Source organism: Saccharophagus degradans 2-40 (assembly GCF_000013665.1).
Taxonomy (GTDB): domain Bacteria; phylum Pseudomonadota; class Gammaproteobacteria; order Pseudomonadales; family Cellvibrionaceae; genus Saccharophagus; species Saccharophagus degradans.
In genome coordinates, this window is record NC_007912.1 from 480,024 (window position 1) to 502,400 (window position 22,377).

Sequence of the window (22,377 nt, forward strand, 5' to 3'; positions counted from 1 at the left end):
TAAAATTGTGTATGCCTGCGCTACCGCTGGTTACCCTGCTAAAAACTGGCGTCGAATCGGTATTGCCCAAGCTGGTATTAGCTTGCACCTACGGCAAACAATTGTTGCCATATGCGAATAACCGTTTCTCTCTCGGGTTCGAGCGAAGTTCCATCGACAAGGTTAGCCTGTTGTTGCAGGGCTAAGCTGTGTCCTAATGAGCGAAGGGCTTTGTATGCTTCTATCAGCTGTTCAACCTCTTGAGCCGACAGCAGCTGGGATTCAGCTAAACATTCTAATATTCGGATGTTATCCGTATACCTAAGTAACGCGGGTTGCGAGTGTGCCCAGGCAAGAACTGCGTATTGAACCATAAATTCAATGTCAACGATACCACCTGCGTCCTGCTTAATATTGAAGGTTTTGCTGCCGTCGTCGCTTGTGTCGCTACCCAAGTGTTTACGCATCTTCTCGCGCATTTCGGTTACATCTTTGCGCAGGGGGGCGAGCTCTCTTTTTTGCCCCAAAATTGCGCGGCGAACCTGGTCAAATTGGTCGGCCAATTCGCTGTCGCCGGCAATCACACGCGCGCGTACCAGCGCTTGGTGCTCCCATGTCCATGCGGACTCTTTTTGGTATTTTTCGAATCCGCTTAAGGTGGTAACCAGCATGCCCGAGTTGCCCGAAGGGCGCAGGCGCATATCTACTTCGTACAACTGACCGTTTACGGTTTGGGTGTTCATAATATGGATGATTTTTTGGCCCATACGCATATAGAAAGTTTGGTTATCTATGCTGCGCTCGCCGTCGGTGCTGCCGCTGGTATTGGCATTGTGGATAAACACTAAATCTAGGTCTGAGCCGTGGCTAAGCTCTATGCCGCCCACCTTGCCGTACCCCACCACGATAAAGTTGGGGTGGGTGCGTTTGTCGCCATCGGGGTAGCCGTGTTTGGCCACCATTTGGCCCCAAGCGAGGTGCACCACATACTCCACTATTACCTCGGCCATATAGGTTAAGTAATCACTCACTTTCATTAGCGGCAGCGCGCCGGTTAGCTCGCTTGCCGCTACACGCAACATATGGGCGGCGCGAAAGTGGCGCAGGGTTTCCATTTGCGTTTCGAGGTCGTCCTCGGCAATGCGTAGCATGGTGGTGTGTAAGTCGGCCTGCAGTTCGGCTTTTTCGGGTGGGTGGTAAAGAGTGCGCGCATCCAGCAGCTCGTCTAGCAAAGCAGGGTGTTCGGCCAGCCGGTCGGCTATCCACGGGCTGGCGGCGGTGAGTTTGACTAGTTGGGAAAGGGCGCCTGGGTTTTCTATCAACAGCAGCAAATAGGCGCTGCGGCGAATAACCGACTTCACCAATTTTAGAATGCGGTGCAGGGTTTGTGTGGGCGTGTCGGTGGCGGATATTTGCGCCAGCAAACGGGGAATAAACTCATCCAACCGCTCTTTACCCGCAGCTTGCAGGGTTTGTACTGTGCTGGACTCGCGCAGTTCATCTAATAGGCTAAGGGTGGTGTTGGGTGCCTCGTGTTTGTGCTTGGCTAGTATGTCGAATGCCACCTCTTGATCGAGCTGGCCCTGCCAAATTTGCTGCCACAGGCTATCTACCGTGCACTGGTCGTCTTTCTCTTCCGGCAGGGCGATTACCTCGTGGAACTCGGCTTTAACCACATCGCGGTGGGTATTTAGTTGCTGGTAAAACGATTGCCAATCGTCAAAGCCCATGCCGCGCGCAAGCCGCAGCTGATCGTCTGGGTTGATGGGCAGGCGCTGGGTTTGCTCATCGCGATAGGCCTGAATGGCGTGCTCGGTGTTGCGTAAAAACCGGTAAGCGTCGGCAAGGGTTTTGGCTGTGCCTGGGGGCAGGCAGTTAAGCTCTTCCAGTTGCGGCAGAATCACTAGCAGGCGGTTATCTTGCAATTGGGTGTCGCGGCCGCCGCGAATAAGCTGAAAGGCTTGGGCGATAAATTCCACTTCGCGAATGCCGCCCGGGCCGAGTTTTACATCGTCCTCCAATTGGCGGCGTTTTACCTCTTGGGTAATCATTTGTTTTAGGCCGCGCAGGGCATCGATGACCGAAAAATCCACATATTTACGGTAGGTAAACTGGCGTAGCAACGTCATTAATTGGCGTTTGTAGTGCGCGTGCTCGGCGTCGCTAATGCCTTCGGTTTGGCTTGCGGCAATAATACGGGTTTTTACCATTGCATAGCGTTCCCACTCGCGGCCTTGGGTTTGGTAGTAGTCTTCCAGCGAGTCGAAGTTAGATACCAGCGCACCGCTTTGGCCGTAAGGGCGCAGGCGCATATCCACCCTAAATACAAAACCGTGTAGGGTTTTAGCATCGAGGCTGTGAATAACTTTTTTGCCCAAACGGCTGAAAAATTCTTGGTTAGATAGTGGGTTATCGGGGTTGTTGGTATTGCCCGATTGCGGAAAAGTAAAAATTAAATCGATATCTGAAGAGAGGTTCAGCTCGCCCGCGCCCAGCTTCCCCATACCCAGCACTAGCAACGGCTGGATAGCGCCTTGTTTATCGGTGGGTTGGCCAAACTTGGTGGCCAGCAGGTTGTAGTGGTAATCCAGCGCAGCTTGCGTGCATATCTCGGCTAAAGAGGTGAGCGCGCCGGTGGTGTCTTCGAGTTGGCCCATACGGTGCAAGTCACGCCAAATAATACCCACCATGGCGCGATTGCGAAATTCGCGCAGCGCCTGTTCGAGGCTGGCTACACTGTCGATATGTTGCGCGTGTTGCTGCCACAGCGCGACTAGCTCTGCGTGATTAAATGGTGTATTTACCTGGCTTAGCGCAACAATCAAATCGGGAAATTTATACAGCTGATCACACACAAAGGCGCTGTTATAGCAGCAAAAAATAAGCTGCGTAGCAAACTCGCCGGTTATTGCACTGGCAATGGCTTCACCGTCGTCGAGAGCGTCGAGTTTTTCTTCCAGCCTAGCAAAAAATAACCGCACATCGTCATTCAGTAGGGGGTTATTTTCGGTGTTTAGCCAAGCTAAATGCGATTTCATTTTTGATCCTTAGTTATTCGTTAATTACGGTGTTGCAAATTGGGCAGGGCTAGGGGGGTCTACTACACTTAAGTGTGGCTGCCTGCTAAAACCAGCTGTCTGTTATAACCCATAGGGGTATGCCGAGTGTTACGTTAAATGCAATCTCCGCTTTATTCCTAAACATAGCATGTTGTTAGAGCCCGCAGAAAGGCCTGTGTGGTGTGCAAACAATGAATAGCGAATAGGGCCTATATTCCGGATTTTGAATACTAGGGAATGAGTTGAAAATATGATCAATTGGCTAGGCAATGAGAGCACACAGATGCGGTTTGATGCTGCTCAAATCGCCGTGGTTGCTGTGGCTTATCACGCACTGGCGCAACTTGGATTGTATTTCGCTATTCCACCTGGGTTTGCCACCGTATTTTGGCCTGCTTCTGGCGTTGCCCTAGCCGCTGTGATGTTGCGCGGCCCGTGGATGATGTTGGGCGTTTTACTGGGCTCGTTTTCGGTCAATCTTTATATTTCTCTGCAATTAAACGACTTTGCCATTAGCGCGGCCAACGTATTGGTGGCGCTTGGCATTGCTTGTTCGTCCGCTTTACAAGCTGGGTTAGGTGCCTGGCTTATAAGTTATTGGCTAAAGCGGCAAAACGGACGCTTAACCCAGCTGCGTCACCTGTTAGTACTTGTTGGTTTAGGTGGCCCTATTGGGTGCATGCTGGCGGCTACAGGGGGCACCACTATTTTAGTGGCGACTGGAGTCATGCTGCCCGAGCAATGGTGGCATAACTGGCTAATGTGGTGGTTGGGCGACACATTGGGTGTTGTGGTTATTGCGCCCGCGCTAGTAATTTTGGCGCAAAGCCCTAAATCTGTTTCGATACTGCGTAAAACGCAGGTATGTATACCCCTTGCGGTGCTTTTTATTTTATTGGCTTTCGGCTACTCGCGTTTTGAGTCACATACGCTCGAGCGCTTCGACAAAGAAATTAACAACCTTACAGACGGTGCTTACCTAGATGTACAAAGCAAATTAATGGATTACGAGCGCTCGTTGATAGGGGTGGTGTCGTTATTTCGCAATTCAGAATTTGTCACCGATGAGGAGTTTGCCAATCAAACAATTCCGCTAATTAATAGCTCACCTTCACTTATTGCTCTGCAGTGGGTGCCCAGGGTTACGCGCGATCAGCTTGCCGCGTTTGTTATACAGGCGCGCTCCAATGGATTGCCAACCTACACAATACACAATACAGAAAACAATGAGCTTACAGAAACTGCTGAGCGAGATGTGTTTTACCCCGTGCGTTATGTACGCCCCTTGCAAGGTAATGAAGTGATGCTGGGGTTTGATATGTATTCCAATGAGGTGCGCCGCAACGCAATTGATCTGGTGCTTACCAGTGGCCGCTCTGTGGCATCGGCACCAATAGACTTGCTCCAGTTGGATAATGAAAAAGGTTTCTTAATTATTTTCCCGCAACACCCCGCTAAAAGTAAAAATATAATTGTTGGCGTATTTAAAGTAAGACCTGTTTTTAGAACCGTTACCCACCAGCTGGCATCGTTTCCATTGGATTTGACCGTGACGGATGCCAACTCGGGGGATGAGGTTTTTCAATGGGGCGGCAAAAGTGCTGGCGTTTACCATTTAATAGTAGATAGGTTTTCAGTAGTTAAAACCGTCGCCTTTGGGCAGCGTACTTGGATTATGAAGTTTACTCCTCCTTTGGAGTTAATTAGTGGTTACTTATATAGAAATATGGCGCCATTACTTATCGCGGCGGTCGCCTTTATTGGCTTGTCGTCGTTGTTTTTGTTATCCATCGCGCTAAGCGCCATGACCTTGGAGGATGAGCTTCAAACAAAAGAGAGCGATTTAAAAGCAGAAGAAAATTTCTTAAATACGGTGTTAAATAATTTACCCTGTTACGTGGATGTACGTGAAGCTGAAGCCTTGACTTGCGTTAGGCTCAATCGCTTAGCAAAGGAATTTTGGCAGATTAACACTAGCGAGCGCGGCCTAGGCTATGATGCTTTCTATGACAGCGAAGAGGCTGCCTTTCAACGCGAAGAAGATTTGCGCACTATTAGCACGGGAAACAAAGTTGAAATAGGAATTAGAAAAATAGCGACGCCAAACGGTTATAAGTGGTTAAAGGCAAAAAAAGTACCTATTTTCGACGGCAACAACAATATTAAGTACGTGCTTAGTATTTATGATGATGTGACAGAGCAAAAAGAAGAGCATGAAACGTTTAACTCGGTGGTGGAGAACTTACCTAATGCGCTGCTCATTGTTAACGAATACTCACGTATAGAGTATGCGAACCCCGCAGCCTACAAAAAATTCCCTCTTGATAGAAAGCTTACGCCTCTAAGTAGAATTATTCCTGAGAAGTTTCATCACAAACACGCAGAGTTATTCAAACAATTTATTGCTCAACCTGAGAGCAAGCAAATGGCGCCAGGCAGAGACTTGTTGGCGGTCGATATTAATGGCGAAGAAATACCCGTTGAAATAACATTAACCTCTTTGGTATGGCTGGGGCGGGCGTGTGTAATGGCGACAATACACGATCTGTCCGATCGGCATCGTGCTGAGCAAGCTGAGATTGAAGCGAAGCACTTTTTTAGTAGTTTATTGAATGACATGGGGGAGAGCATTTGGAGTGTGAATGCAGAGGGTATTGCAACCTATGTAAACCCCGCACTGTGTGAGCAACTTGGTTACAGCGCAGATGAACTGGTGGGCAAAAATGTAGACCATTTAATTGGTGCTAGCGAACAGAATGATAATCTGCTTGCTTCTCTCAACCCTGTGTATGTGGCTATGCATAAACAAGAAAAAATAGTGGAGCGAAATAAAACGTTAATTGCGAAAAATAAACGTGCAGTACCGGTTGATTACATTGTAACCCCGCAAATTAATTTGGCGGGTGGTATTGAAGGGGCAGTGGTTGTAGCCGCAGATGTAAGTGAGCGTATAGCCGCGCTAGAAAGGTTACAGGCGCAGCATGAGTTGATATCGCTGGGGTTAGACGCCTCCGGGCTTGGTTCGTGGCAGTGGGTTGCGGATATAGATCAGATAATTTGTGATGACAACCTGCACCGCATATTTGGAATGCCCATTGGCACATTTGTAGGTGGCTATCGAGAGTTTTTAGCCTTGGTACACCCCGATGATCGGGAGCGAGTTGAAACGGTAACCAATAAACATTCGCACACAACAAACTTGTATGAAATTATATATCGTATAGTGCGCCCAGATGGGTTGGTGCGCTGGATACATGTACGGGCTAAATACTTAATAGATAAAGCCGCCAATCCGATAAAAATGCAAGGAGTTGCTTGGGATTGCACCAGTAATAAACAAATGGAATTGGAGCTAAAGAAAAACGAAAAAACCATAGATGGCGTAAATAAACAATTTGTAGATTACTCTGACATGGTGAGCAAACAGGTGTTACAGCCGACACAGCAAGCCGTTGAAGTGGGTGAACGGTTGTTGCGAAATTTAGAGAAGCTTTCTACCGAAGAAATGGCCAATACCCTGCGTGAACTTAACTACATAAATACTTCTATCGTGCATAGAGTTAGCGATCTTTCGCTTTATGCAGCAATTGTTGGGGCTAGGGATGGTAATGAGCCAGTAGAAACCGTTGAGGTAGTAAATAATTTGTTAAATACGTTACTGCCTGTTTTTAAGGCGGAAAATATTGACTGTCGAATAGAAACCCCCTTACCTAGAGTAAATGCGAATGCGCAGTACTTAGAAGAAATATTCAAACGATTAATTGATAACGCAATAACCCACAATAACAGTGAAGTAAAAAAAGTGCGTATTGGCTGTAGCGTAAGAGATGGCCAGCCTGTGTTTTACGTAGCTGATAATGGCAAAGGCTTATCTGCAGCAGATAAACAACGCTGGTTTACTGCTAGCAAAGTAGACATGAAAGATGAAAGTACACGAGATAAGAGTACACAAGATAAGAACACGGCAGACGAACCAATGAGCTTAAAAATTGTAGCCACAATTGTTGATAAATTAAATGGTAAGTTGTGGGCCGAGGATGAAGCGGGTAGAGGGACGGTTGTTTATTTTGCTGTTTAAGTGGGAGAGGGGAGAGTTAACTGAGAGAGTACAGTTAACAGGGGGTACAGAGAACAGCGTGCGTGCGCACACCGCCTTCTGTCCCCTGTCCCCCGTTTCCTGTTCCCTATTATTAAAGCCTTAAGATATGAAAAAAGGCGCGGCATTTAGATGCGGCGCCTTTTTTATGGTTTGCTATTGTTAATCAGAGTTTCCTTAAACTTTAAAGGAATCCATTTCGCGTTTTAGCTCTTGGCTTTCCGCTTCTAGTTGCGCGGAGTTGTCGCTTACTACGTGGGCATTTTCGGATACGCGTTCAGACAAGGAATAAATGGCCGATATGTTTTTACTCACTTCGTTGGCTACCGAGCTTTGTTCTTCGGATGCTGTGGCGATGTGGTGGTTCATATCGTTAATGGTTTCAATGTTTTGTCTAATCGAATTAAGCGCTTCTTCTACGCGGCTGGACGTGTCGATTGTTTCCTGTACCGACGAAATACTGGTGTTCATAGAGTGATGCGCTTCGTCGGCGGCTTTTTGTAGCTGGGTAATAATCGATTCAATTTCTTCGGTGGACGTTTGCGTTTTTTGCGCCAGTGAGCGTACTTCGTCTGCCACAACCGCAAAGCCTCGACCTTGTTCACCGGCACGTGCCGCTTCAATAGCCGCGTTAAGTGCGAGTAGGTTGGTCTGTTCGGCTATCGATCGAATAACTTCCATTACCGAGCCAATGTTTTCGCTGTTGTCTTTAAGAATTTGAATTTTACCCGCGGTGGCTTCAATTTGGTCAGTAAGCCGGCGAATGGTTTCTTGCGAAGAGCGTACCGTTTTAGATCCATCTTCTGCCGCTTGACTGGTTTCTTTGGTGCGGTCGGCAGTTTGTCCAGCGGAGCGCGCCACTTCATCTGCAGAAGCAGACAACTCATTAAGTGCCGTAGCAACTTGCTCTAGTTCTTTCAGCTGTTGGGAAGTAGAAACTACCGTGTTTTCTGTAGCAGACGACATGTTGTGAACGTTAACATTCACTTTGCCTGTTACCACCACCACGTTTTTAATAATGCTGGCTATTTGCTCCATTACGAGGTTGAAATTGTGTGCAAGCTCAGAAATTTCGTCGCCGCTGTCGGTGGGTAAGCGACGGGTAAGGTCTCCACCACCTGCCGCAATTTCAGCAAGGCTATTGCTCACATGGGCAACAGGGCCAACAATCATAGAGCGGATAAGCATATAAACCGTAACCAGCGTAATAAAGGTGAGCAGGGCAACTATAATAATATTCATCATTACTTGGCTGTTTAGCACGGCTTCCATATGGGCTTTAGAGAACAGTATGTTGTACTTGCCAATTACTTCGCCGTCGCGCACAACCTCAATGCCGTTGCGATCCACTTTTTCGGCGGCGTCTTTACCTGCTTCGGGGTCGCGGGCAAAGGCGAGTTCTTTGCCGCGGTGATCGGTAATTTTAATTTCGGTAATCAGCGCAGTGTTAACTAGCGATTTTGAAATAGCTTCAATTTGTTGGAAATCGTAGGCAAATACCGGTTCTAGCAGCGATGAGTTAATTAACTCCAGCTGTGCGCTGGCGTCCTTCTCAAAACTTGCTTCCATCTTGCTGGTTACAAGGTGGTAGTTAATAAACAACACTATGGCAGCGACGGCCAATATGATGACGACAAGTGCCGCCATAAATTTAGTTGAGAGCGATCGTTTAATCATGATTGGTTCCTGTAGCCCAAATTATTTTGCCTGGCCGGCAGCGGTTGTAGGAAACGCTGCAGATGCTTAGGTGAGCGTTAAATTTTGCAGTCTAGAATTAGCACTGGCAGTTGCCCGCTATATATTAAATTTAGCACATGACCCGCCTTCAACAAGTCCAATTACCAGTTCATTCGCAGTTATCTGGTTGGAAACGAAAGCAGGCAATGTAGGTTATCGCCCAATATAGGGCTGGCTTTAGTTTTTGTTGTAAGAAGAAGGGGCTTAGCTAAATAAACGAAATATAAAATCTAGCCATTAAGGCGCTATTAGCGAGGTTAGGGGGTGTAAACAACAGAGTTGTTGCGGCCATTTTTTTTGGCTTGATAAAGCGCCTTATCGGCGCAGTCTATCCACGCTGTGCGATTGGTCATTTGCTGGGTTAGCTGGGCAACACCTAGGCTTACCGTAAATTGAATGGCGAAGTCCTCATAGTGCACAGTGAGCTCTTGAATTTGATTGCGTATCCGCTCGGCAACCACAAGAGCACCCTCAGTATCGGTATCGCTAAGCACAATCGTAAACTCTTCGCCGCCGTAGCGGCCTGCTATATCTATATCGCGAATACACGATTTAACCGCGGCGGCAGTTTGCCGTATTACTTCATCGCCTGCCGGGTGGCCATAGCTATCGTTAATATTTTTAAAGTGATCTATATCGAACATCACTAACGAACAAGGGTGTTCGTGTCGCTTAAAGCGTTTGTACTCTTGCTCGGCGTCCAGTTCCCACGTTTTGCGGTTGAGTAAGCCTGTTAGACCGTCGGTGCGGCTAATTTCGTGCAATTGCAGGTTGGCGGCTTGAATTTGCAAGCGGTTTACGGCAACTTCTGTTACGTCGTAAACAATTAGGCAAATGTGTTCGACTTTGCCGCGGGTATCTTTTAGGGGAATAATGGTGCTGTTTTGATACATAAAATCGGCAATACCGGTAACGGGCCGATAATTTTTAAATTTAAATAAGTACGGGCGCTGCTCCCATGTGGTGAACGCGGAATTATGCAGCACAAATACCGATTGTACTTTTTGCCTAAACCACGGTTCGGGCAGCTCGGGGAAGGATTCAAAGATATTTTTGCCCAGTACGTCGGCGGGCCCCATGGCGCTGTGGTTTTGCATAAAGCTGTTCCACAGTTGGATATTAAACTCTTCGTCTAAAATAATAAGACCCACGTCGATATTCTGGAGAACATCCATTAACCAGTGAAAGTCACTTAGAAAGTCTTTAGGTGCTGGCATCGCTGATTTATCGCATATCCAAAACGGGTGAGTTTAATTTACCAAGTAGTCTATTTTCTTCAAAAGCCTAGCAATAGAGTCGTCAGTCATAATTAATAGTAGATCACATTGCACGTTATAACCTTCTAGCTCGTAACTAATTTCTGTAACCAGTGCCTGCTCCCACTTGGCATTGCGGAAGTCGAATATCTCAGACACGGCTTGGTGCTGCCCGAGCACCATGGGCGGGCCGAAGCTAAAATCCATATCTATTTGTTCGGCTATGCCGCTTAAGCAGGCACCAAATAAAACATTGGTGGTATCCATTAACAGCTCGCGCTCGGCTTGTTTGTCTAGCTCGTCGTCGTAATTCATGAGCTTGGCGAGGTCTGCAAAGCTGGTGTCGTTAAATAAAAGCATAGCTTCGCCGGCAATGCCACCGCCAATAAACCCCTGGCAAACACCCGAAACAGATTTGTTAGAATCAATCGCTTGAAGCGCCATTGCCACATCGGACGGGGCCATAACCGCAATATGAGGAATAGAAAGCACCACAAAGGTGTCGAGTAGGCGTGCGAGCTTGTCGCCCGCTTGCCCCATAGCCACATTGGTGACTTCTTGGATACAGTCTCGGTGGTCTTCGCTTAGGTTTAATATAACGCTCATATCTAACAGTGATTATTCCGCAGGTGTGTAATATCTATTCTAGTCGGCAACCGCTAAAATGCCGCAAAATTTAGAAACATTTTCTCTGCTATCACCAAAAGCGAGGGTTTAGGCGAAGTAAACCAGCGCTTATGTAATAAATAGTTATAAAAGGGGACCCATGCGCCACAGAATTCTGCCGGTTACGCATTATCAGCAAAACTGTTCACTTATTTGGTGTGAAAATACCAATCAAGCCGCATTTATTGACCCTGGTGGCGATGTGGAGCGGCTTTTGGCTGCGGTGCAGGAGGAGGGGGTAGAGCTAAGCAAAATTATTCTCACCCACGGCCACCTAGACCATGTAGGCGGTACCGCAGAGCTGGTGGCCAAGTTGGGCTTGCCGGTAGAAGGGCCCCATAAAGACGACAGTTTTTGGCTGGATATGTTGTCTACTCAAGCGCAAATGATGGGGTTTGCACCGGTTGCAAGCTTTACCCCCAACCGTTGGTTGAATGACGGCGATACAGTTACTCTAGGGGATCAGACGCTGGCAGTGTATCATTGCCCCGGCCATACCCCCGGCCACGTTGTTTTGCACCACAAGGCCACAAAAAAGGCTTTTGTAGGGGATGTATTATTTAAAGGCTCAATCGGCCGTACAGATTTTCCAAGGGGCGATTACGAGCAGCTGGTTACAGCTATTCGCAGCAAGCTTTGGCCATTGGGCGACGATGTAACATTTGTGCCCGGCCACGGGCCTACATCTACCTTTGGCGAAGAGCGAGCAAGCAATCCTTTTGTATCCGACAAGCGCTTAAAACAATAGCGGCTGCTACTTATTAGAAGTTAGCGGTTCAACACTAGTGTTTAATTTTATTGGCTTCACCCACGGAGACCCCAAATGGCTGATCAGGTAGACCAACTCGGCGACGATTTTGAAGAAAACTACGACATCTTTATAGAAGATGCGCTCGCCACCGGCTGTGTGTGGGGTTTAGAAAACGAAGAGGGTTGGGCACTGTGCGCCAGCAACGATAACGACGACGTGGATGTGATGCCGCTGTGGTCGCAACCCGAATACGCGAAAGCCCATTGCGTGGAAGAGTGGAGCAGTTACGAGCCTGTGCCTATTTCGCTAGAAGAGCTGCTAGACGACTGGCTACCTGGTATGCATGAAGATGTGATTTTAGTGGGCGTGAACTGGAACAAGGATATGGAAGGTCCAGAGGTAGAACCGTTGGATTTACTCGAAGACGTGGATAAATACGCAGCCGAAGCGGATTAGCTTGAGAAGGATTAACCTTCGTTAAACAGGTAGTGGTGCAAAATATCTACCATGTTATCGAATACATAGGTTTCTAGCTCTGCCATTGTTTTAAATGGTGGGGTTAAAAACTGAAAATCGTCTAGTTTGGCGGGTAGGTCGGTGCGGGTGGTTGCCAACCGGTAGCTGTAGCCGTGGGCGCCTACTTGGTCGACGTTGGTAATTTTTTCGCGCCAAGGTAGCACGTGCAGGCCAAAGTCTTTACAAAGGCGCGATAACTGCGGCAGCTGATCGTCTTCTATAGTGGGGCCGGAGTAGTTTTCCACAGCACCCTGTAGCTTCATTACTTTATCGCTAAGCATTGAACCTGCATTTGTCATAACAATCTCGAACCGCGTTTTTGGTTGACCAGTATATTTTTAGAATATTTATACAATGTGGCAAACAGCCATAAATGTAACGTATTCCTTAGAGGCCGTCACCGAAACTTTGTGAACTGGCGCACGTTTGGCGCCAAAGACATCATAATTTCTTCTTAGTTCACCAAAAATTCTCTAAGCGAAAGGGACTGGATTCCAAGCGCATTAATATTACTTTCGTCTAACCACGCGCGGTAGCGAGGAAGTAATTCACGCCACTCGTCGTCGGTGATAGAAAACCAGCAAGTATCTCGGTTGCGCCCTTTTACCACCAAGTGATTTCTGAACAGCCCTTCATAGGTAAAGCCAAAGCGCAGCGCTGCATTGCGCGAAGGTGCATTGTGCGCGTGGCACTTCCATTCGCAGCGGCGGTAGCCCAGCGCGAAGGCGTGTTCCAACATTAAGTACACCGCCTCGGTCGCCTGTACGGTTTGCTGCAGGGCTGGCGAAAAGGCGAGGTGCGCAAGCTCTACCGAGCCGCGGGCCTCATCGATAGCGGCATAGGCTAACACCCCAAGTGGAGCGCCGCTGGCTTTGTGCTCTATGCATAAGAAGCGCGGGTCGGTGGTAGTGGCGGCCATTTGCAGCCAGCAGTCGTAAGCTTCAAAGTCGTCAAAGGGGCCGTAGGGCAGGTAGGTCCACATGCGCTGGTCAGGGCTTTGTTGGTTGGCTTCAAATAAAGCTTGCGCATGTTTGCGCGGGTTAAGGGGTACAACACGGGTAAAACGGCCCTCTAAGGTTGCCGCGCTAATATTGCCGGCGCCCTGCCAATCGGGCACGGCTTTACCTAGTGCTTGACCCAATGCGTTTGGCTCTGCATACAATAGCGCCAAATCTTCTTCCATATTCATAGGTAACCTTATTAATGTGTTTGAAATGAATTTGTTATACTCGCCGCACATTCGCTATACCGCGTGCCGAAAATTGATTAAAAAAGAATCGAGCAACGGGTATAAAAGGCGAGATATTCGCCAACAAGCCATCATAACGAATAACTGATCGGGCCTCCCGCTTTATGACCGAATCCACAGTAGTATACGATGCCGAAGAGCAAATACCGCTCAAGCAGTTTTCCGAAAAAGCGTATTTGGATTACTCCATGTACGTTATTCTCGACCGCGCCTTACCCCACGTAGGTGACGGCCTTAAACCCGTTCAGCGCCGCATTGTTTATGCCATGAGCGAGCTGGGCTTAAAGTCCACCGCCAAGTATAAAAAGTCCGCCCGCACCGTGGGTGATGTAATCGGTAAGTTCCACCCGCACGGCGACAGCGCCTCCTACGAAGCCATGGTTATCATGGCGCAGCCGTTCTCGTTTCGTTACCCACTGGTAGATGGTCAAGGTAACTGGGGTTCGCAGGATGACCCCAAATCGTTTGCGGCTATGCGATACACCGAGTCGCGCTTGGCGGCGTTTAGTGATGTGTTGTTGGCCGAGCTTGGCCAAGGCACGGTAGATTGGCAGCCCAACTTCGACGGCACCTTAGATGAACCCAAAGTGCTGCCGGCAAAAGTGCCCACCGTTCTACTAAACGGCACCACAGGTATTGCTGTGGGTATGGCCACCGATATACCGCCGCACAATTTGCGCGAGTTGGTGAATGCAACAATTCACCTGTTGGAAAACCCCAACGCTACCGTACCCGAATTGTGCGAGCACCTGTTAGGCCCAGATATGCCTACCGAAGCCGAAATTATTTCGCCGCGTGAAGACATTATAAAAATGTACGAAACCGGCAAAGGCTCGCTAAAAATGCGCGCAATTTGGACCAAAGAAGGTAACGATGCGGTCATTACCGCTCTGCCTCATCAGGTAAGCGGTGCAAAAATTCTCGAGCAAATAGCCGCGCAAATGCAGGCTAAAAAGCTGCCAATGGTGGCAGACTTGCGCGATGAATCCGACCATGAAAACCCCACCCGTTTAGTGATAGTGCCGCGCTCTAACCGCATAGACATAGATGGCGTTATGAACCACCTGTTTGCCACTACCGATTTAGAACGCAACTACCGCGTTAACCTCAATATGATTGGTATTAACGGCCGTCCAGGTGTGCGTTCGCTCGATAAAATTCTTGGCGACTGGTTGAGCTTCCGCATGGTAACCGTGCGCCGTCGTTTGCAGCACAGGTTGGATTGGGTAAATCGCCGTTTACATTTATTGGACGCAGCGTTAATTGCTTTTTTAAACCTCGATGAAGTAATTGAAATTGTTCGCACCGAAGACAAGCCGCGCGAAGTGCTCATGCAGCGGTTTGATTTAACCGAAGAGCAAGCCAACTATATTTTAGATACGCGGTTACGCCAGTTGGCTCGTTTAGAGGAAATGAAAATACGCGGCGAGCAAGACGAGTTGCAAAAAGAGCGCGACACCATAGAAAAAACGCTTGGCTCTGCGCGCATGATGAAAACACTTATCAAAAAAGATATGTTGCAGGTACTAAAAGAGCACGGCGACGAACGCCGCTCGCCAATTGTTACCCGCGAAGAGTCACAAGCATTTAGCGAAGACCAGTTGCTAACTAGCGAACCGGTGACCGTTGTGCTTTCAGAAAAAGGCTGGATACGCTCCGCCAAGGGTCACGAAATGGACCCCGCATCGCTCAGTTATAAAGCCGGCGATGAATTTAAATTTGCTTCGCGGGGCAAAAGTAATCAAAGCGTTATTTTAATTGATTCAACTGGTCGCAGTTACGCTTTAGCTGCACACACGTTGCCGTCGGCACGTGGGCAGGGCGAACCTGTTACCGGCAGACTAAATCCTCCCAGCGGTGCCACTATCGAAGGCATGTTAATGGGCAGTGAAGATCAGCGTGTGCTGTTAGCTTCGGATGCCGGTTACGGTTTTGTGGGCAAGCTAGGCGATTTAGTGTCTAAAAATAAAGCGGGTAAAGCTGCGCTAACGCTTCCTAAAGGTGCTGAAGTTTTACCGCCCACCGTGATAGAAGATTTAGATAACACCTGGCTTGCCGCCTTTAGCAACGAAGGTCGCTTATTAGTATTTAAAGTTACCGAGCTGCCTGAGTTAGCGCGCGGTAAAGGCAATAAAATTATTAATATTCCTTCTGCCCGCGTACAAAACCGCGAAGAGTTTGTAATTGCTTTAGCCGTAGTGCAAGCGAGCGATACCTTGAAAGTGGTTTCGGGTAAGCGCCATTTAAATCTTAAGTTTAAAGATTTAGAGCACTATATTGGCGAGCGCGGACGGCGAGGTAATAAATTGCCACGCGGCTTCCAAAAGGTGGATGCTGTCGAATTACTATAGGTAGTCGATGTGCACTTAAGTAGTGCTTTGCCGTATTAGTTTTTTATTTGAAGCGAACAAAATTCTTGTTCGCTTTTTTTTGACCAAGAATTGAACGCGCCTTGAAGAGCTAGATTAAAATGTAAAAAACGCAATGCGAAACGGTTGGCATTCGAGAAATATCAGCGTCTAAATCCCTTTTATTGTTTAAGAATCACCATTCTGCTACTTGATCCATGTGTAAACTGGTGACACACTCTCTTACACTGTTTAGCGGCAACAACAATAATAGCTAAAACACATACATCCTAAACCGTAGTACGAGCACTAACTAGTTTTCTAGTTAATTGGTATTACTAAACCCATTTTTGTAGTAATTAAAATGTCTGAGTTTAGAAAGCACGGTCGTAAACTTGTTAAGTGTGCGGTACGGCTAACCCATAAAGAGTTTGGCGAAATAGTCACCGAGACGCGAGATATCTCTGAAACCGGTGTGTTTGTTTCCTGTGCCGATTTAGTGAGTTTTGTTGCTATAGGTGAGCGTATTCAAGCTAAGCTTTACGCAGATTGTGACTCGGTTTCCGAGACGCACTTAGAGGTTGTGCGCCTCTCCGATGAAGGTGTGGGGTTAGCATTTATCTAAAAAGCAGTTTAACTTTACTGCCTCTTCACTTATGCCTACGCTTACTCCTCTAAGCCGTTACTGCGCATCATCGCTTGTAACTCATGCACGTATTCTTCACCGCGCTCCGAGTATTTTATTAAACCTTCCGCCAATGCTACGCCGGTAATTGGCTGATTCGCTTGATGCAGCTGGGCGCGAATGTTTCTCAATTGCTTGTAAGCACGGTGAGTATTTAAGTTGCGCAGGTAGGCGTCCACCGAACCCGCTGGGCTTTTAAATTTTCGCACTTCATGTTTAGCGTTAGCGCGTCGTCCACTTGGCACCAAGCCGCAGCCCTTTTTAAAACACCACTGACCAAAATAATTATTGCCATCTTGCGCAAAGCGCGATGTACCCCAAGCCGATTCGTTAGCTGCTTGCGCCAATACCAGTGCGGGCGGAATGATGTGCATGCGCTTGTTTAGCTCTGCCAATTGTTTTTCGATTGGCCACTCTTCTTTAATTTTATAGCGCTTAAGCCAGCGCGAAAGATAAAACTGGTGAGTGTTGCTGAGTGTTGCATCTTCTTGCCAGTCGTTTTGCACCGCCGCCAGTCGTTCTCTGTCGGCAAGTATTAACGTGTTTTTGTGTTCAATAATGGGGGTGAAATAATTAAAAAACGTCGCTTTGCGTTCGGCAATATCGGTAATGGCGCTAAAGTCTGGGGCTGGGCCAAACGCAGTAGAAGTATTAATGGCGCGGCTGGGGGAGTGCTGAATTGCCCAAATAAGTAGGCCAAAGGTGGCAATAATATAGGCGGTAAAAAGCAGTGCAATAAACTTAGTTTTAGCGTTTTGCATGGGTATCCTTAGGCGCAAAAGAAAGAGGGTATTGGTTTATTTTAGGCAGTAATCATTACTGCCTTTTTGTTCGCAAGTAGCGCGGTGCACAACTTAAATAATAGCTGTTAATTGGAGAGCTATATTTTTAATGTGTCGCGCAGCTGTTTAAGGCGCACTTGGTTTTCTTGCTTGTTTAGAGGGGTGGTCGTTTCGGCCGGTAACGCCTTAACTTGCGGGGCGGGCAATTCTTCGCCCTTTAATAGGCGTTCGCATAATTTATTGAAATTAGCTTTAAATACTGGGAAGGCGATGTGCTCGGGGTTATTTTGTAAAAAGAACCAATCGCTGGCTTTGCCCGCGTGATAAACAATGGGGTGCGACCAAGTAAACCCGGCTTTGGGCGAAGGGGCTTGGCAGGCCTCAATAAACGCTTGGTGCGCGTCGGGTAAATCTGGCTGGGCCGCTTCTTCACAGGCTTGAATCATGCGTTTTAGAGTGGGCAAAAATTCACTGTTTTCAATAACCGAGCGCGATGCTTTAAGCAGCACTTCTGGCTCAAAGCGCGACAGCGAATCCAACCATAACCGCTTGATGTAGTTTAGGTCTTTATCGTTAGAAAAAGCCTTAAAGTACTGGTTGTGGTAGTTAAGCTGAAACAGCGCAAACACCTGATTAATGGCATCTATATGGCCGGTGTTTGGGGGCTGGCGCTGGCCGCTATTAGACTGCCCAGCTTCTGTCGGTAAGTTGTTCTTCAATGCTTATCTCTCTTGTCGATCTCTGCGCGGGTTGCGTGCCGTTATTCGTTGCTGTGCCATTGGCTAGGCGTTTGGCCCAGTGGAATTTTACGTGTTGTAAAAACCGCGTGTTCCACGACGTGTGCACTTGCTTGCTATCGCGCCAGTATAGGATGAATTCTGGCAGCACTGACTGGGCAAACGCAAGGTCAATATTGGCCAAGCGCAATACATCGTACACATCGTTAGAGGGTTGCCAGTTCTCGGGTATGGGTTTAGGGTCGGTGCTGTGCTCTACCGCACTGTTGTATTTTTTCCACTGCAGGCGCACATGTTGAATAAACTTGGAGTTCCATGTTTTAAGCACATCGCCGCGCTCTTGCCAATACAGTACAAACTCTGGAATGGCATCTTCCACAAAGCCGCGGCTAATACCCGCGTGCACCGTGAGTACATCCATGGCATCTAAGCTGGGCTGCCAAGCTGCGTGCATGGCAATGGCTTGGTCTTTTTGGTTGCGCTTGGACTCGAAATCGCGCCATTTAAAAATAACATGCTGCACAAACTTCGCACCCCACGACCTGTGCGCTTCGCGGCGTTCGCGCCAATAGGTAATAAAGTTAGGCAATTGCTCTAGGGCAAAGTGCTCGGGAATATTGTGTTGTGCTAGTTGGGTGAGGGTATCGCGTGATGGGCGCCAATTGGCCCCCAAAAAATTCTTGCCGAACGATTGGCTTATCTCATCTACCTGCGCTTCTTCGGCGCGAATAGTAGGGCCCTTTTGCGGCATAGATACAATGGGTGTGCGGCCTGTTTGCGCTGGTGCCGCGCTGCGCTCGTTATAGGCAAATTTAAAGCTGGGCTCGCTGCCAAAGTGCGCCGAGCCAATAAGCAAAATGCCTTTGTCACGCAGGCTTTGGCACACGCGTTGAACTTCTCGCGCATCCCAAAAGGGGGTAGCTTCGGCCAAATGTTCGGTGGCAATGGTGAGCCAAGTGTAACCGTTGTTGGGGCGCGCTTCGGCCAGAGGGCCTAAATCCGCTAACACCGCCAGCATGACGGCTTCCTCTAAACCAATTGTTGCTGCCAGCGAGGGCGGTACAGCAATGGTTTTTTCTGGAACGAGCGAACTTTTCATAGGGGTCTCTGTGTTGGATCGGTGACTTACATATGTGCACAGGCACTGCAGCTAAATGCTCTGCACGGTGGGCGGCCTGCGGTGTGGCTGTTCAGATTCTTGCCCAGGTACTTGTACCCGCGCTTAGATAAGCGATGTGCCCACCGAGCATATCAGCCTTGTAGGCGGGTAGCTGCTAGGCGCCTAGCCTAACATTTATCGGCTTTGGGCGCAGTAAACGGATGTAATTCGGTCGGCGCATTTTCTAATCTTAACCTATAGTTAAGGGGTGAGCTCGCAAGGGCTGTAAGCAAGCCAGCTACAAGGTGAGTAGCTAAAGGAAGCCGATATCTGATGATGTTTAACGCAATGCCAAAACGACTCCTAAGCATGAAAGCTGTTGCAGCTGCCCTGCTTGTTTTAGTGTTGGGTGCGTGTTCCCGCAATGAGATGCAGCAGCTTTCCATTGCCATAAACCCCTGGCCCGGTTACGAGTTGCTGTATTTGGCGCAAGAGCAGGGTTTTTTTCACGAGCTGGGGTTGGATGTGCGCTTAGTGGAGCTTAACTCGCTTAGTGATGCGCAGCGCGCTTATATGTCGGGGCAGGTTGACGGCTTAACATCCACCTTGGTGGAAGCCGTACTTATTCAAGTTGATTCCGCTTACCCGTTGCAGGTGGTTATTCCCACCGACTACAGCAACGGCGGCGATGTTATTTTGGCGCAGGCCGGCATCACAAGTTTAACCGAGCTAAAAGGTAAGCGGGTGGGCTGCGAAGCCAACAGTTTGGGTATACACGTTTTATACCACGCGCTTCGGCGGGTTGGTTTATCCCTGAGCGACGTAGAGGTGGTAAATGTGGGGCAGTCACAGGGGAGCGAAGAGCTGGCACTGGGTGTGCTAGATGCACTTGTTACCTACCCGCCAACGTCTATAGAGGCCCTAAAGGCGGAAGGTGTGCATAAGCTATTCACTTCGCGTGAAGCGCCAGAAGAGATACTCGATGTGCTATCTATCAAACAGTCGGTGCTTGAGCGCTACCCGGCGCTACCTCAGCAGTTGTTAGCCGTTTGGCAACGCGCTTACGAATATACAGAGCAACACCCCAAACAGGCATTTGCCATTATGGCGGAGCGAGAACAAGTTTCAGTAGAAGAATTTGAAACAATGTTCAACAACGAAATACATGTATTTGATAAAGATGGCGCACTACAAATATTGCGCGATTGGTCGTCGCTAACCAACAAATTAATGGAAACCTGCGAAGTGTTAAAAGAAATTAATCAACATAACAGCAATTGCTCGCGCGTGCATACGATGGTGAATCGTGAGATGTTTTAATGCTTAGTCGTTTTGCTAGGTTATGGCGCACGTCGGTTGCGTTTAAATTAAGTACTCCCATCGTGGTCGTTGGGGTAGTGCTTGTGGTGGTTATCTATTGGGTGGTGCGCAGCGAAGGTCGCGAGCTCACACAAAAAAGTGCCGTGCGCTTAGCTAATTTACTGGTCGACTCGATTGTGCTCGGGGCGCAAATTAACGGTAGCAATTCCAATGTTGTGCGCCTTGTTAATGCTTTAGGGGTGTACCGCGAGCTGGAGTTTGTGGCGTTGATTGATGAGCGCAGTCAAACTATTTTGGCGGCATCTAAAAATCGCTTAATCAATTCCCCTCAATCGGCGCTCGCCGAATACACCTTGGCCCTGCCGCTGCTGGCAAAAATAGACCGGCTCGAAAATGTGTATTTTATAGAGGAAGGTAGCCGCTACCATATGGCTGCGCGCATTAAATTGTACGACCCCGCCACAGTGTCGCTGCGCGATATGACCATTATTTTTGTTATTAATGCGCAAAAGGCCAGCGGTGAATTGGCTAGCGCCCTAAACCTAACTATCTGGGTTTTAATTATTTCAATTTTGTCTATGTTGTTTGCCTCTAGCTGGGTGCAGCAACGGGTGTTGTTTCGGCGTTTATCTAAATTCGAAAGTTTAATTGCCAGCGAGGTAGAACAGCTAACCGGCAGTAAGCTTGTTAAACGCGACGGCGATGAAATAGATGGCATTCAAGCCAATTTTTTAACCATGCTGCAAGAAAAGCACGAAGCGGATGTAGAGCGTGAAATGGCGCTGGAAGCTGCAGAGGCTAGCAACCAAGCCAAAAGTGATTTTCTGGCTAATATGTCCCACGAGTTGCGCACCCCGCTTAATTCAATTATTGGTTTTTCTAAACGCATTTTAAAAACGCAAGAAAATTTAGATGAGCGCCAAGTGCATTCCCTTGGGGTAATCAGTCGCAGTGGGGAGCACCTGCTACAGCTTATTAACGATGTGCTCGATCTCACCAAAATTGATGCGGGGCGTATGGAAATTTCGCCGCGACCAACGGATTTAACGCAAGTGTGCCGCTACGCCATAGAAGACCAGCAAGAAGCCGCTCACAGCAAAGGCTTGCGTCTAACGCTGCATGCCCCAGAAACTTTAGTGGGCGAAGTCGATGAGCTGCGTATTCGCCAAGTAATGCTTAACCTTGTGAGCAACGCCGTTAAATACAGTGAGCAGGGCGAAATTGTGGTGGCGTTGCGCTATGTGGATGATGCCATTGAAATATGTGTAGAAGACAGTGGCATAGGCATAAAAGCAGAAGATCAAAAACGGTTGTTTAAGCGCTTTGAGCAGTTCGATATGCAAAGCCGTATGCAAATAGGTCGCGGCTCGGGCTTGGGGCTATATATTGTGAACGAGTTTGTGCGCCTGCATAAAGGTTGGCTTAAAGTTGAATCGGAATACGGTCGCGGCAGTCGCTTTTATGTGTACTTGCCTAGCAAGGCCGTGGTTGAGTAACTATCTAAGTCCAGCTATTCAAACCGGAACTTCGCTTGACGATAGCGCGCCCCTCGCCAACAATGGGCACCCTTGCGCTGTTCAGGTTTTACCATGTTTCAACACGACACCCTTTTAGAAAAAGCCCTCTCATTCTCGCGTTTTGATGCCAGCCATTGGTTATCGCCCTGTGTTTTGCGCCCATTTCAGTTAGATGGCCATACATGGCCTACCGCAGAGCATTACTTACAGGCTAACTTGGTGGCGAGTGCTGCGCTGGCAGACAAAATTCGCCAAGCCGCCAGTGGCGAGCAGGCTCATGCCTTGGGTAGCCCTTGGTATCGCCGCAAGCGCAAAGATTGGAAAAACTTGCGCCGCGTATTAATGACCCGCGCCCTCTACACGCAAACTATGACTCACCCCGATATTAAAGATGCCCTGCTTGAAACCGGCGACCAGCATATTGTGGAAACCTCGTTGTACGATCACTACTGGGGTATAGCGCGCGATCAACGCGGTGAAAATATTTTGGGTAAAGTGTGGATGGGGGTGCGCGACAAAATCCGCGCCGACGCTGGCAAAACACCAGCACAAAGCACGGTAAAAGAGCAGAGGGAGTAGA

The 22,377-nt window shown here is 48.3% G+C and carries 17 protein-coding genes; 8 read left to right on the top strand and 9 right to left on the bottom strand.

What is annotated here, in order from left to right:
- Positions 1–77: 77 nt before the first annotated feature.
- Complete coding sequence (gene glnE / locus SDE_RS02050) at positions 78–3,017, bottom strand: bifunctional [glutamate--ammonia ligase]-adenylyl-L-tyrosine phosphorylase/[glutamate--ammonia-ligase] adenylyltransferase (protein ID WP_011466877.1); 2,940 nt, start codon at positions 3,015–3,017, stop codon at positions 78–80.
- A gap of 271 nt (positions 3,018–3,288) precedes the next feature.
- Between glnE and SDE_RS02055 the strand changes: the two genes are divergently transcribed.
- Entirely contained in the window at positions 3,289–7,116 is a 3,828-nt protein-coding gene (locus SDE_RS02055; protein ID WP_011466878.1) for a PAS domain S-box protein, read from the top strand.
- A 195-nt stretch (positions 7,117–7,311) separates the two neighbouring features.
- Here SDE_RS02055 and SDE_RS02060 read toward each other — a convergent pair whose 3' ends face one another.
- From SDE_RS02060 to SDE_RS02070, 3 genes are all read right to left on the bottom strand, one after another.
- A complete protein-coding gene (locus SDE_RS02060) occupies positions 7,312–8,811 on the bottom strand; it encodes a methyl-accepting chemotaxis protein (RefSeq protein WP_011466879.1) in 1,500 nt (499 codons plus the stop codon).
- Between the two features lie 317 nt (positions 8,812–9,128).
- Positions 9,129–10,088, bottom strand: a complete 960-nt coding sequence (locus tag SDE_RS02065) for a sensor domain-containing diguanylate cyclase (protein ID WP_011466880.1) — start codon at positions 10,086–10,088, stop codon at positions 9,129–9,131.
- Positions 10,089–10,121: 33 nt separating this feature from the next.
- The gene (locus SDE_RS02070; RefSeq protein ID WP_011466881.1) at positions 10,122–10,733 is read right to left on the bottom strand and encodes a histidine kinase; all 612 of its coding nucleotides are present in this window, start codon (positions 10,731–10,733) and stop codon (positions 10,122–10,124) included.
- Positions 10,734–10,893: 160 nt separating this feature from the next.
- Between SDE_RS02070 and SDE_RS02075 the strand changes: the two genes are divergently transcribed.
- Together SDE_RS02075 and SDE_RS02080 are read left to right on the top strand one after the other, a co-directional pair.
- On the top strand, positions 10,894–11,541 hold the full coding sequence (locus SDE_RS02075) for an MBL fold metallo-hydrolase (RefSeq protein WP_011466882.1): 648 nt from the start codon (positions 10,894–10,896) through the stop codon (positions 11,539–11,541).
- A 75-nt stretch (positions 11,542–11,616) separates the two neighbouring features.
- A complete protein-coding gene (locus SDE_RS02080) occupies positions 11,617–12,000 on the top strand; it encodes a DUF2750 domain-containing protein (protein ID WP_011466883.1) in 384 nt (127 codons plus the stop codon).
- An 11-nt stretch (positions 12,001–12,011) separates the two neighbouring features.
- Here the strand turns inward: SDE_RS02080 and SDE_RS02085 are convergent, their stop codons facing one another.
- Together SDE_RS02085 and SDE_RS02090 are read right to left on the bottom strand one after the other, a co-directional pair.
- Positions 12,012–12,359 carry a hypothetical protein gene (locus tag SDE_RS02085; protein ID WP_011466884.1) on the bottom strand — a complete coding sequence of 116 codons (348 nt, stop codon included), beginning with the start codon at positions 12,357–12,359 and terminating at the stop codon, positions 12,012–12,014.
- Between the two features lie 155 nt (positions 12,360–12,514).
- Positions 12,515–13,249 carry a GNAT family N-acetyltransferase gene (locus SDE_RS02090; protein WP_011466885.1) on the bottom strand — a complete coding sequence of 245 codons (735 nt, stop codon included), beginning with the start codon at positions 13,247–13,249 and terminating at the stop codon, positions 12,515–12,517.
- A 164-nt stretch (positions 13,250–13,413) separates the two neighbouring features.
- On the opposite strand from SDE_RS02090, the gene parC reads away from it, so the two are divergent.
- Positions 13,414–15,660 (top strand): DNA topoisomerase IV subunit A, encoded by a 2,247-nt coding sequence (parC, locus tag SDE_RS02095; protein WP_011466886.1) that lies wholly within the window; start codon positions 13,414–13,416, stop codon positions 15,658–15,660.
- Positions 15,661–16,021: 361 nt separating this feature from the next.
- The gene (locus SDE_RS02100) at positions 16,022–16,282 is read left to right on the top strand and encodes a PilZ domain-containing protein (RefSeq protein ID WP_011466887.1); all 261 of its coding nucleotides are present in this window, start codon (positions 16,022–16,024) and stop codon (positions 16,280–16,282) included.
- Between the two features lie 41 nt (positions 16,283–16,323).
- Here SDE_RS02100 and SDE_RS02105 read toward each other — a convergent pair whose 3' ends face one another.
- From SDE_RS02105 to SDE_RS02115, 3 genes are all read right to left on the bottom strand, one after another.
- Positions 16,324–17,103 carry a glucosaminidase domain-containing protein gene (locus tag SDE_RS02105; protein WP_011466888.1) on the bottom strand — a complete coding sequence of 260 codons (780 nt, stop codon included), beginning with the start codon at positions 17,101–17,103 and terminating at the stop codon, positions 16,324–16,326.
- Positions 17,104–17,222: 119 nt separating this feature from the next.
- Positions 17,223–17,843 (bottom strand): replication protein P, encoded by a 621-nt coding sequence (locus SDE_RS02110; RefSeq protein WP_158303844.1) that lies wholly within the window; start codon positions 17,841–17,843, stop codon positions 17,223–17,225.
- The gene (locus SDE_RS02115) at positions 17,806–18,960 is read right to left on the bottom strand and encodes a DnaT-like ssDNA-binding domain-containing protein (RefSeq protein ID WP_011466890.1); all 1,155 of its coding nucleotides are present in this window, start codon (positions 18,958–18,960) and stop codon (positions 17,806–17,808) included. Before SDE_RS02115 ends, SDE_RS02110 begins: the two co-directional genes overlap by 38 nt.
- A 348-nt stretch (positions 18,961–19,308) precedes the next feature.
- Between SDE_RS02115 and SDE_RS02120 the strand changes: the two genes are divergently transcribed.
- The 3 genes from SDE_RS02120 (at position 19,309) to SDE_RS02130 (ending at position 22,376) form a co-directional block, all read left to right on the top strand.
- Positions 19,309–20,280, top strand: a complete 972-nt coding sequence (locus SDE_RS02120) for an ABC transporter substrate-binding protein (RefSeq protein WP_158303845.1) — start codon at positions 19,309–19,311, stop codon at positions 20,278–20,280.
- Positions 20,280–21,776 (top strand): sensor histidine kinase, encoded by a 1,497-nt coding sequence (locus tag SDE_RS21075; protein WP_011466892.1) that lies wholly within the window; start codon positions 20,280–20,282, stop codon positions 21,774–21,776. The genes SDE_RS02120 and SDE_RS21075 overlap by 1 nt, the downstream gene beginning before the upstream one ends.
- A 93-nt stretch (positions 21,777–21,869) precedes the next feature.
- Positions 21,870–22,376 carry an NADAR family protein gene (locus tag SDE_RS02130; RefSeq protein ID WP_011466893.1) on the top strand — a complete coding sequence of 169 codons (507 nt, stop codon included), beginning with the start codon at positions 21,870–21,872 and terminating at the stop codon, positions 22,374–22,376.
- Position 22,377: the final 1 nt, after the last annotated feature.